Here is a 14,961-nt window from a genome sequence, read left to right as displayed (position 1 = left end):
TCCATGAATAGCCGCATCGCTGTCGTGACCGGCGCCTCGGGTGGGATCGGGGCCGCTACCGCCCGGAGGCTGGCCGCCGAGGGGTTCACCGTGGTCTGCGCCGCGCGCCGCCTCGATCGGGTCACCGCGCTGGCCCACGAGATCGGCGGCATCGCGGCGGCCTGTGACATCACCAGCGACGCCGACGTGGCCGGGCTGGCCGAGGCAGCGGGCGAGCGGGTCGATCTGCTGGTCAACAACGCCGGCGGCGCCGTGGGCCTGGAGCCGATCGCGAACGCGGACATTGACGCCTGGACCACCATGTATGCCACCAATGTGCTCGGCACCGGCCGGGTCACCCAGGCGCTGCTTCCCGCGGTCAAGGCCGCCGAGGGAACCATCGTCTTCGTCACCTCGACCGCCGCGGACGCCGCCTATGAGGGCGGCGCTGGCTACAACGCCGCCAAGGCCGGCGAGCGGATGCTGGCCGGGGCACTGCGGCTCGAACTGTGCGGCGAACCGGTCCGGGTCTGCGAGATCGCGCCGGGCATGGTGCACACCGAGGAGTTCTCGCTGGTCCGCTTCGGCGGCGACCAGGCCAAGGCGGACGCCGTGTACGACGGTGTCGCCGAACCGCTGATCGCGGAGGACGTCGCCGACGCGATCGCCTGGATGGCGACACGTCCGTCGCATGTGAACATCGACCGCATCGTGATCCGCCCGCGCGCGCAGGCGGCGAACCACAAGGTGCACCGATCTCACCCGGCACCCGGGGCGCGCTGAAGGAGTCTGCGGTGAAGGCATCCCAGCGGCGCGACGCCATCGTGCGGATGGCGCGCAACAAGGGCCTCGCGAGCGTCGAGGAACTTTCGCGCGCCTTCGAGGTGACGCCGTCCACGATCCGCCGCGACCTCGCCCTGCTCGGCCAGAACGGCCAGCTGGCGCGCACCTACGGCGGCGCGATCGCGGTGTCGACCACCCATCACGAGGCGACTTTGCAGGAGCGCTCCGCCGAGGGTCATCTGGCCAAGGAGACGATCGGGCGCTGGGCGGCGCGCCAAGTCGAGCAGGGCGAGACGGTCCTGCTGGACGCCGGCACCACCACCGCCCGCGTCGCCGCTCATCTGCGCGCGCTCACGCCGCTCACGGTGGTGACGAGCGGGCTCACCCCCTTCATGGAGCTGGCCGGCGCGACCGGCATCGAGCGGGTCCTGCTCGGCGGCTCGTACCGCGAGGTGTCCCAGGCGTTCGTCGGGTCGCTCACCGAGGCCGCCCTGGAACGCTGGACCTTCGACCGCGTCTTCCTGGGCGCGGACGCCGTCACCGCCGATCGCGGGCTGTGCGAGGCGTCGCCGGCCCAGACCCGGCTGAAGGAACTGATGGCGCGCGCCGGCGCACGGGTGTACCTGCTCGCGCACGCCGACAAGATCGGCGCCACCCCGTTCAACGCCTGGGTACGCCTGCCCGGGCACTGGACCCTGGTGACGGACGCCGGCGTGACGGACGCCCAACTCGACCCGTTCCACCGCGCGGGCATCCCCGTCGTCATCGCCGACTGACGCTTCCCTGCCCGGCTCGCACCCACATCCGGGCACGAGCAACCCCACGTCAAGTCCGAACTACGCGACCGGACCGGGGTGCGTAGGGCACCACGACGAGCAGAGCCACCGGCTGGTACCCAGATCCGGCGCCGTCGGTCGCGCACATCGCGCAACACTGCACACTTCGCGCAGGAATTCGGCCGAATATCGTCCATCTACTTGCGCAGTTAGCGCGTTGGGGTTTCAATAGTGCGTACTACACGCAGTACAACGCTGTACGAAAGGCCCAACGATGAGCTCCGCACCCGCCGCGTCCGCGGCCGCAACGTCGGCGCCTCCCGCCGACCTCTACGCCCTCGACCCAGCCGAGGCGATGAATGCTCCCGCCACGATGAAGGAGCGCTGGCGCTACCTCGGCCCCGGCATGATCATGTCGGCCGCGGTCGTCGGATCGGGTGAGTTGATCACCACCACCACGATGGGCGCCACCGTCGGCTTCGCGCTGCTGTGGCTCATCGTCATCTCCACCACCGTCAAGGTGTGGGTGCAGATGGAACTGGCCAGCTACACGATCATCAAGGGCATCCCGGCGATGCAGGCCTATGCCCGGGTGCCGTTCAAGATCGGCAAAGCCAGCTGGATCAACGTGCTCTGGTTCATGATGGACGTCTGCAAGATGTTCCAGCGCGGCGGCATCATCGGCGGCGCGGTGGTCGCCTTCTCGATGCTAGCACCCGTCTTCGGCGAGGCACTCAGTCACGAGTCGATCATCTTCTGGCTGGTCACGCTGGTGATCATCACCGTCGCGCTCAACGTGGCCAACCGGTACAAGCTGCTCGAACAAGGCTCGTTCATCATGGTGCTCGTCTTCACGCTGATCACGCTCGGGCTGGCGCTGTCGCTGCCGTTCACCAAGTTCGCGTTCACCCTCGGCGATGTCCTCGAAGGCTTCAGCTTCCAGATCCCGGCCGGCGCGCTCGCCATCGCCATCGCTGTCTTCGGCCTGACCGGCGTCGGTGCCGACGAGATGACCACCTACACCTACTGGTGCATGGAGAAGGGCTACGCCCGCTGGACCGGTCCCGACGACGGCTCCGAGGAGCGCGCCCAGCGCGCCGAGGGCTGGATCAAGGTGATGCGCCTGGACATCTTCGTCTCGTGGGTCGTCTGCACCACCTGCACCATGTCGTTCTACGCGATCGGCGCGGCGATCCTGCACCCGCAGAAGCTGGTCCCCAAGGGTAACGACGTGATCGCGACCCTGTCGCGGATGTACTCCGACATTCTCGGCATGCCCGGCTACTACATCTTCCTGATCGGCGCCATCGCGGTGCTGTGGTCGACCTTCGTCGCCTCCGGGGCGTCCGTGCCGCGGCTGTGGGCCAACAACCTGGCCACCTTCGGCGTCTTCGACTGGCACAACGTCAAGCTGCGCAACCGGCTGATCCGCATTTTCATGATCGGCATGCCGGTTATCTGGTCGGCCACCTATCTGGGCCTGAAGTCCCCGGTGATCATGGTGATGATCGGCGGCATCGGCGGCGCGATCTTCCTGGTCGCCGTGGTGATCGCCACCTGGGTGCTGCGCCGTGAGCTCGACGCCCGCTTCCGCTCGAACACCTTCCTGACGCTGATGCTGGTGATCAGTTCGCTCGCAGTCGGCGCGCTCGCGGTGTTCTCGCTGCTCGACGTCTTCGGCATCAAGATCGGATGACGATGACCGGTCACGACGTACTCGTGCTGTCCCCCAGTTTCGGCCAGTGGTCGCCGGCCCCGCGCGCCCGCATGGACGCCCTGGGCCTGACCGCGCGCGCCACCATCGCCCGTTCCCCGCTCACCTCGGCGCAGCTTCAGGCCGAGATCGGCACCGCCGAGGCGCTCATCGTCGGCCTCGACGAGGTGGACGCCGCGGCGATCGCGGCCGGCGAGCACCTGAAGGTGATCGCCAAGCACGGGGTCGGCGTCGACAACATCGACGTCGCGGCGGCGAAGGCGCACGGCATCACCGTCGTCAACGTGCCAGGCGCCAACCATGCGGCGGTCGCCGACCTGGTGTTCGGGCTGCTGCTCGGCCTGGCCCGGCACATCGTCGAGGCGCACCGGTCGGTGGTCGCCGGCGAGTGGGCGAAGTTCCACGGACCGGAGCTGTCCGGCAAGCAGCTGGGCATCGTGGGCCTGGGCCGGATCGGCTGCGAGGTGGCCCGCCGGGCGCGCGGTTTCGGCATGACGCTGCTCGCCTACGACCCGTACGCACCCGCCGAGCGGTTCGAGGCCGAGGGGGCCGCCCGGGCCGATGACCTGGATGCCCTGTTCGCCTCCAGCGACATGGTCACCCTGCATTTGCCGTCGTCCGGCACCACCCTGGTCGACGAGCGCCGCCTGGCGCTGATGCGGCCCGGAGCCCTGCTGATCAACGCCGCCCGCGGCGATCTGGTCGATGAGGACGCCGTGGCCGCGGCCTTGGCGTCCGGACGGTTGGGCGGCTACGCGGCGGACGCCTTCGCGTCCGAACCGCCGGTGGGCAGCCCGCTGCTCGCGGCGTCCAACGTGCTGCTCACCCCGCACATCGGCGCCTTCACCGACCGTGCCAACGAACTCATGGGGGTGTCCGTCGTCGAGGACATCGCGGCCGTCCTCGATGGCCGCAGCCCCCGCAACCCCGTGTGAACAACAGGAGCGACATGAAGACCAACCAGATCCGGGGCATCATTCCCGCGATCGTCACCCCCTTCCACGACGACGAGTCGCTGAACGAGGCCGAACTGCGCGCCCACACCCGGCGCATGCTGGACGCCGGCGTGCACGGCGTGTTCCCCGGCGGCACCAATGGCGAGTTCTTCGCCATGTCGGCGTCCGAGCGGCTTCGGGTGCTCGACGTCGTGCTGGACGAAGTGGACGGGGCGGTGCCCGTCTATGCCGGCACCGGCGCGGTGACCACGCGCGAGGCGATCGAGCTGTCGGTAGCCGCCGAGAAGGCCGGAGCCAGCGCGTTGTCGGTGATCACACCCTATTTCGGTGCCGCCTCGCAGCCCGAACTGATCGCGCATTTCACCGCGGTCGCCGAGTCGGTATCGATCCCGGTGATCTTGTACAACATCCCGGCCCGGACCGGGAATGCGATCGCGCCGGCCACCCTCGGCGAGCTGAGCAAGGTGCCGAACATCGTCGGCATCAAGGATTCCTCGGGCAACTACGACACCATCCTGCAATACCTCGACCGCGTCGAGGGCCAGGATTTCGCGGTGCTGTGCGGCAACGACGCCCTCATTCTGTGGGCGCTGCTCGCCGGGGCGTCCGGATCGATCACCGGCGTCGCGAACGTCCACCCCGAGACCATGGTCGGCATCTACGAGTCGTGGAAGGCCGGCGACCTGGAGGCGGCCAAGCGCTACCAGAGCAGCATCCGCGCGCTCCGCACCGTGTTCCGGCACGGCAACCCGAACACGGTGGTGAAGATCGCCACCGGTTTGCTCGGACGCCCCGTCGGGCCCTGCCGTCGTCCGTTCTCGAGCCTGTCGGACGCCGGCCTGGCCGAGTTGCGCGAGGTGCTGGACGCCGACCAGGCGCGCGGCATGCGCTAACGCTTTCCTGGTGGGGAAAAGCGAGAGGGGGACGCCTGCAGGCGTCCCCCTCTCGTCGTCCTTTCGGCGTCCTCATGCCTCCAACCCCCGAGCGGATCATCGACGGCTGCCTTCTTCTCCGGCGTCCGGGCACGGTGATGACGGGGCGTAGGCTCCGTCGCCTGGCGTAGGAAGTTGTCACCGCGCGAGTGTTGCAGCATGTGCGCGACGACAGTTGGATGCGCCACGTCACCGAGCCTACGCTCCGTCACCCGTGGTCACCGCGGGCTGGACCTTGGTCACCGCCACTGGGGTGACGCTAGCCGCTGGGTACCGCTCGTCGCCCGGGCAAGTCACCGTCGCCCGGGTTAAACACAGTCCCCCGGCCTGTCGCCCGGGGTACGCACCGTCGCCCGGTTAGCGCCCCGGGCGACGGTGCGTACCCCGGGCGACAACGTGTGAAGGGGAGGCTCGGGGCTTGTTCGCGGACGACCTGACCGCGAAAGCCGTCGAGGACTTCGAAGCCCACATGACCGACTGTCTCTGACCACACTCCCCGCCGTGAAGGCGGACGACACCGGCAGCGCCATCATGGTGACGGAACGACACGACCGCCCCCACCGTGATGACGGGCTACACGGCGGCGAGGGTGACCGCCTGGCGCATCGCCTCGATCATGCTGGCGGGGTTCACGATGCCCCGGCCGGCGATATCGAAGGCGGTGCCGTGGTCGACCGAGGTGCGGATCACCGGCAGTCCGACGGTGATGTTGACGCCTTCTTCGATGCCGAGCACCTTGATCGGGCCGTGGCCTTGGTCGTGGTACATGGCGACGATCAGGTCGTAGTCGCCGCGTCCGCCCAGGTAGAAGGCGGTGTCGGCGGGCAGCGGACCGACCGCGTCGATGCCGTCGGCGCGCACCACCTCGATCGCGGGGGCGATCTTGGTCTCCTCTTCGCCGTAGCCGAACAGTCCGTTCTCGCCGGCGTGCGGGTTGATCGCGCACACGCCGATCTTCGGATTCTCGATGCCGACGCGGCGCAGCGCCTGCCAGCCGCGGCGGATGACCCGTTCCACGAGCCCGGGTTCGATCATGGCGATCGCATCGATCAGGCCGACATGCGTGGTGACGTGGATGACGCGCAGTTTGGGCGAGGACAGCATCATCGACACCTCCGGCGTCCCGGTCAGGTGCGCGAGCAGTTCGGTGTGGCCGGGGAAGGCATGGCCGCCCAGCTTGAGGGCCTCCTTGTTCAGCGGCGCGGTGCAGATGGCGCTCACCCGGCCGTCCACGGCGAGTTCGGCGGCCACCTTGATGTAGTGGTAGGCCGCGTCGCCGGCCACCGCCGACAGTTGCCCCCAGGGCAGGTCGGCGGGCAGCAGGCCGAGGTCGATCACGCAGACGCGTCCGGGTGCGGGCGCCACCTCGTCGACGCCGGCGATGCTGACGATCTCGGCGTCCACCCCGAGGGCGGCCGCGGCCTGGCGCAGCCGTTCGGCGTCGCCGATCACGAAGGGACGGCACCGGGCCAGCACCTCGTCCGACAGCGCCGCCGCCACCGACACTTCGGGCCCCACTCCGGCACCGTCGCCCATGGTGATCGCGATCAGGGGCAGCGCGCTCGTCTCGGTCTTGGTCATGTCAGTCCTTCGGGTCGGGCTCGGGGTGAGCGGAGGATAGTGCGGAACGGAGGCGGACGAGGGAGTCGGGGCCGCCGAAGCTGCCCGGCCGGGTGCCGATCAGGCGTCCGCCGTCGGTGCGGCTGACCACCGCGCCCGGTTCGGCCTCGGCGACGACGCGCAGGCTCCGGACGCCGAGGGCGGTCAGCACGGCGCGCGCGGTTTCGCCGCCGGTGAGGATCAGGTCGGCCGTCGGTCCGCCGGCGGATGCCACCGCGCTGCGGGCCACGATGCCGGCCAGGGCATCGGTGAGGGCGCGCCTCGGCGCCGGACGCCCCGAGGCGAGCGGCGCCAAGGTCACCAGCACGTCGCCGCGCGCGAGCGCTTCGGAAATGCGCCCCGCCCACTCGTCGCGCCGGGATTCGTCGAGGACGGCATCGATCGGCGCATGCACGCGCGCCGCGCCGGTGGCGGACGCCAGACGCTCGGCCTGCACCACGGCGCCCGGGTGCGCGGTGCCGACCACCGTCACGCACCGGGCGCCCGCGAGATCGGGTCCAGGTGTGGCCGCCGGCATGCCCGGCGGATGCGCGCACCGGCCCGGACGCCCGCACGCCCTTGGCGTCCGGCTCGGCCCGGTCACCCCCCTCGGCGGGCCTGTCCGCATCGGAGGCCGAGACGGCCGCCACCGCATGACACAGGGCGGCGGATCCGGCGAGCACCACCTCGTCGAGCACGGACGCCGCCCGCGCGATCGCGCGCAGGTCGGCGTCGGTCTCGGCGTCGCAGACGATCAACCGGGCGCGGCTGCGCTGTTCGCGCAGGATCGCGGCCAGCTCGGCGCTGCGGACGGCGTCCAGGCCGACCAGCGCCGACGGCAATCCGGGCACGAGTGAGGCGACCGTGCGCGGTGGCTCGGCGCCCTCGGCGTCCCACAACCCGGTGCCGGCCAACGGGACGCCGTCGATGAGCACCGCGCCGTGGCGGGTGGTGCGGTGTAGCGCGGGCAGGGCGGGGCAGAGCACGATCGTCCGGTCGCCCACGAGCGCGGTGAGTTCGGCGCCGAGGTTGCCGCGCAGCAGCGAGTCGATCTTCTTGACCAGCACGCCCGGACCCGCCAGGTGTGCGAGCGCCGCGCGGGTGACGGCGGCCGCAGCGTGCGGCGTCCGCACGCGCGTGTCGAGGTCGATGACGGTCACCGGGCCGGTGGGTGAGGGCACGGTGCCCGCGGAATCGGCTGGCCAGAGCAGCACCTGGGTGCCCGCGCCGAAGGCCACGGCGGACTCTGCGGCACCCGAGAGGTCGTCGGCGAGCACCAGCTGCGGTGCGCTGCCGGCTGCATATTTCACGGTGGCCCCTGTGACGCGTGAGAAGGGTGGACTCGACGATGTCCGCTGGCCTCAGCGTAGCAGTTTGTGCGCAAATCACGCTATTGGTTGCGCGAAACACGCAGTTCTGTGAAACTGGCCGTGCCGCACAGAAAGGCCAGCATCATGGGCGTATCCACCGCACTCCCCACCTTCCGGCTCCCGGGCGTCGACACCCCGCTGACGAGCGTCGTCATGGGCACCATGTCGATGGGCGACACCGCGGACGCCGCCGCGTCCGAGGCGCTGCTGGAGGCGGCGATCGAGGCGGGCATCACCGGCATCGACTGCGCCAACGGCTACGCCCGCGGCACCACCGAGGCCCTGATCGCGCCCTTCGTGGCACGGCACCGCGACGAGATCGTGCTCGCCACCAAGGCGGGCATGCCGCACCCGGACGCCGGCGAGCACGCTCCACTGTCGTCCGCAGGATTGACCGCCTGCGTCGAGGGATCGCTGCGCCGCCTCGGCGTCGAGACGATCGACCTGTTCTACCTGCACCAGCCCGACCGCCGCACCCCGATCGCCGAGACGATGCAGACGATCGCCGCCTTGCACCAGGCCGGCAAGATCCGTGCGCTGGGCGTGTCCAACTACGCCGCCTGGCAGACGCTCGACGTGATCCAGGCGGCGCGTGAGATCGGCACTCTCGTCCCGGTGGTCGGCCAGAACGTGTACAACCTGCTCGCCCGCCGCATCGAGGACGAATGGGTCGAGTTCGCCGCCACCCACGACGTGATCACCATGTGCTACAACCCGCTCGCCGGCGGGCTGCTGGTGCGCGTGCCCGACGAGGCCGCCACCCCCGCGCGCTTCGCCGAGGGATCGAGCCTCGCCGAGATGTACAAGAAGCGCTACTGGACGCCCGAACTGCTGGCCGCCGTCGCCCAGATCGGCGAGATCGCCGCCCAGGCGGGTTTGAGCATGCCCGAGTTGGGCATGCGCTGGCTGCTCAGCCAGCCGGGTGCTAACGCGGTGCTGGTCGGCGGCGATCAGGTTGAACACCTGCACGCCAACCTCGCCTCGCTCGCCCAGGGACCGCTACCCGCCGACGTCCTCGACGCCTGCCAGCGGATCAGCGAGCCACTGAAGGGCGTCATGCCCGCCTACAACCGCTGAAGATCCGGATCGCAGGCGATTTGGCCAGCCCCCGAGTCGGATTCATGCCGTCAACCGGGCCAGCTCGGCGTCAGGGATGCGTGCCACGCCGACCTCCTCAAGAATCTCCGACTTACACTCGCAGGCAACATGATATGCTAGATAGTGCATCCTTGCGCAAGGCGACAGGACAGCGGAGGCAACCACGACCGTCATCGACGCAGCAGAATGGGCATCCCCACCCCCAAGCGGAGGACACCAGATGCCCAGCCCCTTCCACGGCGACCGCCTCAAGGCGCTGCGTACCGAAGCCAGCTGGTCCCAAGCCGAACTCGCCGCCAAGATCGGCTCCGACGCCCGCCAGGTTTCTCGCTACGAAAACAACAAGGTCGCCCCCGGCCTCGAAGCCGTCATCCGCATGGCCCAGGTCTTCAACGTCACCGTCGACTACCTCCTCATCAACGACGCCGAACGCAGGCCCCTCAACGCACCCAGCAGCCATGTCGACGTCCGCCTCGCCGACCTCGACCAACTCACCGACGACGAACGCGCCACCATCACCAACGTCATCGACGCGATGGTGACCAAGGCCAAGCTCCGCCTCATCACCGGCTGAGCCGGCTACGCGATCAAGCGCGCACCGTCGACTCGTAGCTCGAGGATCTCGCCAGCGGCATCGCGTACCTGCAGGACGCCACCTTCCCATCTGGCAACCTCGACCACGTCGCCCAGTTCAACTCGAGCCGTTTCGACCTCGTCGACGAGCAGGCGAATCGATGTCTCACAAACCAAGAGCCAACCCTCATCAACGCGGAACACAGACAGCAGATCCTCGTCGACACTGATGACCTGCAGCTCCGCCTCAGCGGCGTGGGGCAGGACGGCCAACTGCCGAGCGGACCACAGGTAGCCGATCTCGCCCGAAGCGCCTAGGGACACCGCACGCCAACCGGGGGCCGTCAGTGACCACTCGAACCGCCCGTCCAGCGTCACGGTGACAACCGCCGTGCGCAGGTCTTCCGCGGGCGACACTCGGACCTCGTAAACACGGTCTCGAAAGACGAAGGTCTCGTCAGTCATGACGGCGCTCATGGCGTTGCCGTCAACCGGGCCAGCTCGGCGTCAGGGATGCGTGCCACGCCGACCTCCTCAAGAATCTCCGACTTACACTCACAGGCAACATGATATGCTAGATAGTGCATCCTTGCGCAAGGCGACAGGACAGCGGAGGCAACCACGACCGTCATCGACGCAGCAGAATGGGCATCCCCACCCCCAAGCGGAGGACACCAGATGCCCAGCCCCTTCCACGGCGACCGCCTCAAGGCGCTGCGTACCGAAGCCAGCTGGTCCCAAGCCGAACTCGCCGCCAAGATCGGCTCCGACGCCCGCCAGGTTTCTCGCTACGAAAACAACAAGGTCGCCCCCGGCCTCGAAGCCGTCATCCGCATGGCCCAGGTCTTCAACGTCACCGTCGACTACCTCCTCATCAACGACGCCGAACGCAGGCCCCTCAACGCACCCAGCAGCCATGTCGACGTCCGCCTCGCCGACCTCGACCAACTCACCGACGACGAACGCGCCACCATCACCAACGTCATCGACGCGATGGTGACCAAGGCCAAGCTCCGCCTCATCACCGGCTGAGCCGGCTACGCGATCAAGCGCGCACCGTCGACTCGTAGCTCGAGGATCTCGCCAGCGGCATCGCGTACCTGCAGGACGCCACCTTCCCATCTGGCAACCTCGACCACGTCGCCCAGTTCAACTCGAGCCGTTTCGACCTCGTCGACGAGCAGGCGAATCGATGTCTCACAAACCAAGAGCCAACCCTCATCAACGCGGAACACAGACAGCAGATCCTCGTCGACACTGATGACCTGCAGCTCCGCCTCAGCGGCGTGGGGCAGGACGGCCAACTGCCGAGCGGACCACAGGTAGCCGATCTCGCCCGAAGCGCCTAGGGACACCGCACGCCAACCGGGGGCCGTCAGTGACCACTCGAACCGCCCGTCCAGCGTCACGGTGACAACCGCCGTGCGCAGGTCTTCCGCGGGCGACACTCGGACCTCGTAAACACGGTCTCGAAAGACGAGGGTCTCGTCAGTCATGACGGCGCTCATGGCGTTGCCGTGATCAGCCGTACGGTGCCATCGACATCGACGCCCCACGCTGTCGTGATGTTCCAGGTCTGACCGCTTGGACCCGTGAGCGGCCCTCGAACGACGAACTTCGTCCCACCGCCAGTCATGGGCACCGACGCTGAGGCATTCCCGAAATTGGTCGTCAGGTGACTTCGGAGAGCAGAATCAAGACCCGCTTGGTCGAAGCCCATCGAATCCTTGAAGACGCCCGACTTGCTCGGATTCTTGAGCAGGTAACCGAACTTACCCTCGGGGATCGTCACCCGTGTCGTATCGAGAATGCCGCCGGCACTGTTCCCGATGAACCGCGGAGCTGCGCCGTTTGTGGCAGTGTAGCTTGCCGGTGACAGCGCTTTACCAGCCCCAGCGCCCGCGACTGCTATGAGGATGCTTCCTCCGGTATCGCCCACTGTGTATCCGACCTCTGTGGGCTGGATACCCATGCTTCGGGCGAGGTTGTCGAACCACTGCTCGACCGGGCCGGCGAAGGTGGCGGCCGCCCAACTGTCGGACTGACATTCCTCTTGGAACTGGTTCCCCATGCACGCCCCGAAAACGATCGCACGTGGTGGCGCCATCACCATGCTCTTCATGACGCCTGCATGTACCGCGGGATCGCCGTGATCCAATGTGCCACCCCACGCCTTGAGGAACGTCGCGCCAGCGTCGAAACGTGGCTTGGATCTCCCGCCAGAACTAGGGGGCTTGCTGTTCGATGCCGCATGCCCCTTCGACGGGCCTGACGAACGCCCACTCCCAGCGCTCTTGCTTCCGCCTGCCACCAATGACGCCAAGTACCGACCTGCCTTGACCACCGAGCCGATTGGATCCTGGAAAAATGCGATAACTCCGTTGATCACATCACCGATCGTCGGCCAAAGCCCGGTGGGATCACTCAAAGTGGTCGGGTTGTTGTTCGCGTAGCTGTACGCGTTCAACGACGGCACGACGAACGGATCGATCAGCGGATCCGTCGTAATGAAACGGTTCAGATGCGCATCGAAATCGCGCGCACCGATATGAATCAGCCCGACAGCGTCATCTTTCGTTCCACCCACGAAATCACGCTCACCAGACCATCCGCCGGTCGTGCCCCGCGGCACACCATACGGAGCCGACCACCGCGTCGACGTCACACGCGTCTGTGCATTCACCTGAATATGCGTCGTGCCCTGATGATCCCCCAGCGTGTACGTCACCTTGTCCAACGACGCCCCCGACCGGAGCGCGACCACCTGACCGTTGAACGAGTAATAGCGATTCGCCGACAACGCGCCCGACGCGTGAGCCACCGTCAACTCACCCACCGGCGTGTACAACGTCGTCCTGCCCGACTCACGACGCAGCACCCGCGCACCACCGGCGTCATACACGTTCGTCTCCAGCGCGTTGCCGGCCACGGACACGGAACTCAACTTGCCCTCGGTGTCCCATGCCAGCGTCTGCGTCTGCCCGGCCTCAGCCCGCGAGATCGTGTTCCCGACAGCATCCGCACCATACGAACGCGTTGCCGCCACAGAACCCGTGCTCACCGCGCCAGTGGTGAAGTGCGGGCGCGGCTGCCCCGCCGCCCCATACGCGAACGCGGTCGTGGTCGACGTCGACACCGTCCGGTCAATCCGCTTGGTGATGTTCCCCACCACATCGGCAGTCCACGACTTCCAGTACGGCGACGGCCCGCCCAGACCCGCCTGAGTCGGATTCGTGGCACAGTTACCATTCGCGGGCGTCCACGCCTCCGACAACTGCTGCAACGAGTCGTACCGGTAGCACTGCGTATCAGTCGCACTGCCCTGCTTCGCGGTCGCCTTCGTAATATTGCCCGCCGGATCATAGGCCAGGGTGCCCAACTCAAGATCACCGACGCTGTCGAGCACCGCATTCATCGTCGTCAACCGGCGCGTCGACGCCTCGTAGAACGTCTGCTGCCCCAGCCAACCATGAGAACTCAAACCGAACCACACCGTGTCCGGTTCCCCCAATGCGGTGTAGTACGCATCGGTCACATACTTCGTCGACGCACCAGTCGCCGGCTGACCAGTCAGACTGAACGGGTTGTTTCGCGCGTCATATCCGTGCGTCAGCGTCTCCGCGGGAACCGGACCCAACGCGGGCAAACCCTGCGTCTTCGCCGAACCATCGACGTTGAACGCCTGCGTGGTCGTATACGTTCCCGCCAACTGTGATGGCACCAGATTCGTGATCGCCGGCACCACCATGCTGTTACTCGTCGCACGCCCCGCTGCGTCGTAGCTGTTGACCTTGCTGACGATCGCCGCTCCCTGAACATGCCGGGTCGAGGAGGTCACCAGCCCTTTCTTCACCGTGTCCCACACCGTGCTGGTCAGCGTGGTGCTGCCGGCAAGATTGGTGGTCTTGATCGACCGGTTCAGGCCGTCGTAGGTGGTCTTCACTCCCTGGCCGCGCGCATCCGACGACGACGTCACGTTCCCCAGCAGATCGTAGGTTGACGTGCTCAACCCCTTATCCGGATCGCTCGACGTCAGCCGGTTCCCGGCCAGATCGTAGGTGTAGGTCCACACGTTGCTCTGCGCGTCGGTCACCGTGCGCAACTGCCCCGCAGGCGTGTACGTGTACGCCGTCGTCGTACCAGTCGCCGCCGGGCTGGCGCCCATGTGCCTGGTCAACGCCGTCGTCCGGCCGTGAACGTCCACCGCGGTCGTCGTCGGCACACCACCCGCAGGCGGTGTGACCTTCACCAAGTCACCGGTGTACTCCATGCTCGTTTTCGACTTCTCATGACCGTATTCCCGCAACGTGGCCACCAGTGCACGCTCCAAAGCATCGAACGTCATCTGCGTCACTGCGGGAATATCCGCCAACTGCTTCGGCTCGACCAACTTGCCATCCGGAGAGCCCGACACCGTCCAATAGCTGGAAGCAAAAGTCGGCAAGCCACGCGAGTCATACCGCTGGTCGGTGATCACTCGGCCGCCGGCCTCGTTCGCGGAAAGCTTCTGCGACTGCCTCTCGCGAAGCAAACTGTCAGAGATCGCGTAGCTCACCGCGTAGCTGCTGTCTACCCGCAAAGACTCAGTCTTCACCCAGTTGACCCCGTTGATGTTCACGCCGTAGCTGAACTTTTGCGAAGCACTCTCGCTACGAGCTCGTCCCGGCGCCCACACGCTGGTCGTCCGGCCCAAAGCATCCGGCACAGCTTCCGTTGTCTGTCCGCCTGCCTCGACACGCTTGATGGCCGTACCCCAGCGAGGGTCGTATGCCGTTGTCGACACCAGCGGCGTTGCGGGCCCAGCGCCGTCCGGATCGGCCGAGGTACTGGTCACCGACGTGACCGGTCCTGTCGCCGGTGCATAGGCGACGCTGTTGACTTGGCCGAGCGCGTTGGTCGTAGTAGTGGGCCGGCCATGCTGGTCGAACCCGCCCGTGGCCGTCGTCGACCATACCCGGGTCGACGAACCGGTCAATTCATCCACTCTGGTCGGCAGACCACGCGTCGGCGCCTGGCCCAGAGCCGTCGAACCGTCGTAGAAGGTTCGTTTGCGCGCAAGAAGGGTTGAGTCGCTCAACGGCGTCGCACACAAGTTCGGCATCGTGCTCGACTCTGCGACCAGGCCGATCATCCATGACCCCGCGTTCGAGGCAAAGCTCGATCGAACACACGTCTCATCAC

At 67.5% G+C, this 14,961-nt stretch carries 13 protein-coding genes and 1 pseudogene; 8 read left to right on the top strand and 6 right to left on the bottom strand.

Annotated elements, in window-relative coordinates; translation table 11 throughout:
* Nucleotides 1–3 precede the first annotated feature (3 nt).
* From QM708_RS10635 to dapA, 5 genes are all read left to right on the top strand, one after another.
* Nucleotides 4–762 (top strand): SDR family NAD(P)-dependent oxidoreductase, encoded by a 759-nt coding sequence (locus tag QM708_RS10635; protein WP_415107941.1) that lies wholly within the window; start codon nt 4–6, stop codon nt 760–762.
* An 11-nt stretch (nt 763–773) separates the two neighbouring features.
* Nucleotides 774–1,538 carry a DeoR/GlpR family DNA-binding transcription regulator gene (locus tag QM708_RS10630; RefSeq protein WP_415107939.1) on the top strand — a complete coding sequence of 255 codons (765 nt, stop codon included), beginning with the start codon at nt 774–776 and terminating at the stop codon, nt 1,536–1,538.
* Nucleotides 1,539–1,812: 274 nt separating this feature from the next.
* Nucleotides 1,813–3,234: an Nramp family divalent metal transporter gene (locus QM708_RS10625; RefSeq protein ID WP_415107936.1), complete on the top strand. Its 1,422-nt coding sequence runs from the start codon at nt 1,813–1,815 to the stop codon at nt 3,232–3,234.
* Entirely contained in the window at nt 3,231–4,187 is a 957-nt protein-coding gene (locus tag QM708_RS10620) for a phosphoglycerate dehydrogenase (protein WP_415107933.1), read from the top strand. The genes QM708_RS10625 and QM708_RS10620 overlap by 4 nt, the downstream gene beginning before the upstream one ends.
* A gap of 14 nt (nt 4,188–4,201) precedes the next feature.
* Nucleotides 4,202–5,101, top strand: coding sequence for a 4-hydroxy-tetrahydrodipicolinate synthase (gene dapA, locus QM708_RS10615; RefSeq protein ID WP_415107930.1), 900 nt, complete (start codon nt 4,202–4,204; stop codon nt 5,099–5,101).
* 612 nt (nt 5,102–5,713) lie between these two features.
* On the opposite strand, the gene pdxA is transcribed toward dapA, so the two are convergent.
* The 3 genes and pseudogenes from pdxA to QM708_RS10600 all read right to left on the bottom strand — a co-directional run.
* Nucleotides 5,714–6,721 (bottom strand): 4-hydroxythreonine-4-phosphate dehydrogenase PdxA, encoded by a 1,008-nt coding sequence (gene pdxA / locus QM708_RS10610; protein WP_415107927.1) that lies wholly within the window; start codon nt 6,719–6,721, stop codon nt 5,714–5,716.
* Nucleotide 6,722: 1 nt separating this feature from the next.
* On the bottom strand, nt 6,723–7,277 hold the full coding sequence (locus QM708_RS10605) for a nucleotide-binding domain containing protein (RefSeq protein WP_415107924.1): 555 nt from the start codon (nt 7,275–7,277) through the stop codon (nt 6,723–6,725).
* A gap of 172 nt (nt 7,278–7,449) precedes the next feature.
* Nucleotides 7,450–7,977: pseudogene (locus tag QM708_RS10600) on the bottom strand (four-carbon acid sugar kinase family protein); the annotation flags it as partial.
* Between the two features lie 216 nt (nt 7,978–8,193).
* Here QM708_RS10600 and QM708_RS10595 point away from each other — a divergent pair.
* Complete coding sequence (locus QM708_RS10595; protein WP_415107921.1) at nt 8,194–9,186, top strand: aldo/keto reductase; 993 nt, start codon at nt 8,194–8,196, stop codon at nt 9,184–9,186.
* A gap of 241 nt (nt 9,187–9,427) precedes the next feature.
* Nucleotides 9,428–9,781 carry a helix-turn-helix domain-containing protein gene (locus QM708_RS10590; protein WP_415107915.1) on the top strand — a complete coding sequence of 118 codons (354 nt, stop codon included), beginning with the start codon at nt 9,428–9,430 and terminating at the stop codon, nt 9,779–9,781.
* 5 nt (nt 9,782–9,786) lie between these two features.
* Here the strand turns inward: QM708_RS10590 and QM708_RS10585 are convergent, their stop codons facing one another.
* A complete protein-coding gene (locus QM708_RS10585; RefSeq protein WP_415107918.1) occupies nt 9,787–10,245 on the bottom strand; it encodes a hypothetical protein in 459 nt (152 codons plus the stop codon).
* A gap of 213 nt (nt 10,246–10,458) precedes the next feature.
* On the opposite strand from QM708_RS10585, the gene QM708_RS10580 reads away from it, so the two are divergent.
* Nucleotides 10,459–10,812 (top strand): helix-turn-helix domain-containing protein, encoded by a 354-nt coding sequence (locus QM708_RS10580; protein ID WP_415107915.1) that lies wholly within the window; start codon nt 10,459–10,461, stop codon nt 10,810–10,812.
* A gap of 5 nt (nt 10,813–10,817) precedes the next feature.
* Here the strand turns inward: QM708_RS10580 and QM708_RS10575 are convergent, their stop codons facing one another.
* Both QM708_RS10575 and QM708_RS10570 read right to left on the bottom strand, forming a co-directional pair.
* The gene (locus QM708_RS10575; RefSeq protein WP_415107912.1) at nt 10,818–11,276 is read right to left on the bottom strand and encodes a hypothetical protein; all 459 of its coding nucleotides are present in this window, start codon (nt 11,274–11,276) and stop codon (nt 10,818–10,820) included.
* Between the two features lie 8 nt (nt 11,277–11,284).
* Nucleotides 11,285–14,911 carry an RHS repeat-associated core domain-containing protein gene (locus QM708_RS10570; protein ID WP_415107909.1) on the bottom strand — a complete coding sequence of 1,209 codons (3,627 nt, stop codon included), beginning with the start codon at nt 14,909–14,911 and terminating at the stop codon, nt 11,285–11,287.
* Nucleotides 14,912–14,961 lie beyond the last annotated feature (50 nt).

The organism is Propioniciclava sp. (assembly GCF_047602245.1).
In the GTDB taxonomy this organism is placed as follows: Bacteria; Actinomycetota; Actinomycetes; order Propionibacteriales; family Propionibacteriaceae; genus Propioniciclava.
Note: the sequence above shows the minus strand (reverse complement) of the source record. Positions and strands in the feature narration are given on the sequence as shown.

Excerpts from the sequence above, each read along its gene's own strand:
- QM708_RS10635 (WP_415107941.1), top strand. The coding sequence starts at position 4 with ATGAATAGCCGCATCGCTGTCGTGACCGGCGCCTCGGGTGGGATCGGG.
- QM708_RS10625 (WP_415107936.1), top strand. The coding sequence starts at position 1,813 with ATGAGCTCCGCACCCGCCGCGTCCGCGGCCGCAACGTCGGCGCCTCCC.
- QM708_RS10620 (WP_415107933.1), top strand. The coding sequence starts at position 3,231 with ATGACGATGACCGGTCACGACGTACTCGTGCTGTCCCCCAGTTTCGGC.
- dapA (WP_415107930.1), top strand. The coding sequence starts at position 4,202 with ATGAAGACCAACCAGATCCGGGGCATCATTCCCGCGATCGTCACCCCC.
- pdxA (WP_415107927.1), bottom strand. The coding sequence starts at position 6,721 with ATGACCAAGACCGAGACGAGCGCGCTGCCCCTGATCGCGATCACCATG.
- QM708_RS10605 (WP_415107924.1), bottom strand. The coding sequence starts at position 7,277 with ATGCCGGCGGCCACACCTGGACCCGATCTCGCGGGCGCCCGGTGCGTG.
- QM708_RS10595 (WP_415107921.1), top strand. The coding sequence starts at position 8,194 with ATGGGCGTATCCACCGCACTCCCCACCTTCCGGCTCCCGGGCGTCGAC.
- QM708_RS10590 (WP_415107915.1), top strand. The coding sequence starts at position 9,428 with ATGCCCAGCCCCTTCCACGGCGACCGCCTCAAGGCGCTGCGTACCGAA.
- QM708_RS10585 (WP_415107918.1), bottom strand. The coding sequence starts at position 10,245 with ATGACTGACGAGACCTTCGTCTTTCGAGACCGTGTTTACGAGGTCCGA.
- QM708_RS10580 (WP_415107915.1), top strand. The coding sequence starts at position 10,459 with ATGCCCAGCCCCTTCCACGGCGACCGCCTCAAGGCGCTGCGTACCGAA.
- QM708_RS10575 (WP_415107912.1), bottom strand. The coding sequence starts at position 11,276 with ATGACTGACGAGACCCTCGTCTTTCGAGACCGTGTTTACGAGGTCCGA.
- QM708_RS10570 (WP_415107909.1), bottom strand. The coding sequence starts at position 14,911 with ATGATCGGCCTGGTCGCAGAGTCGAGCACGATGCCGAACTTGTGTGCG.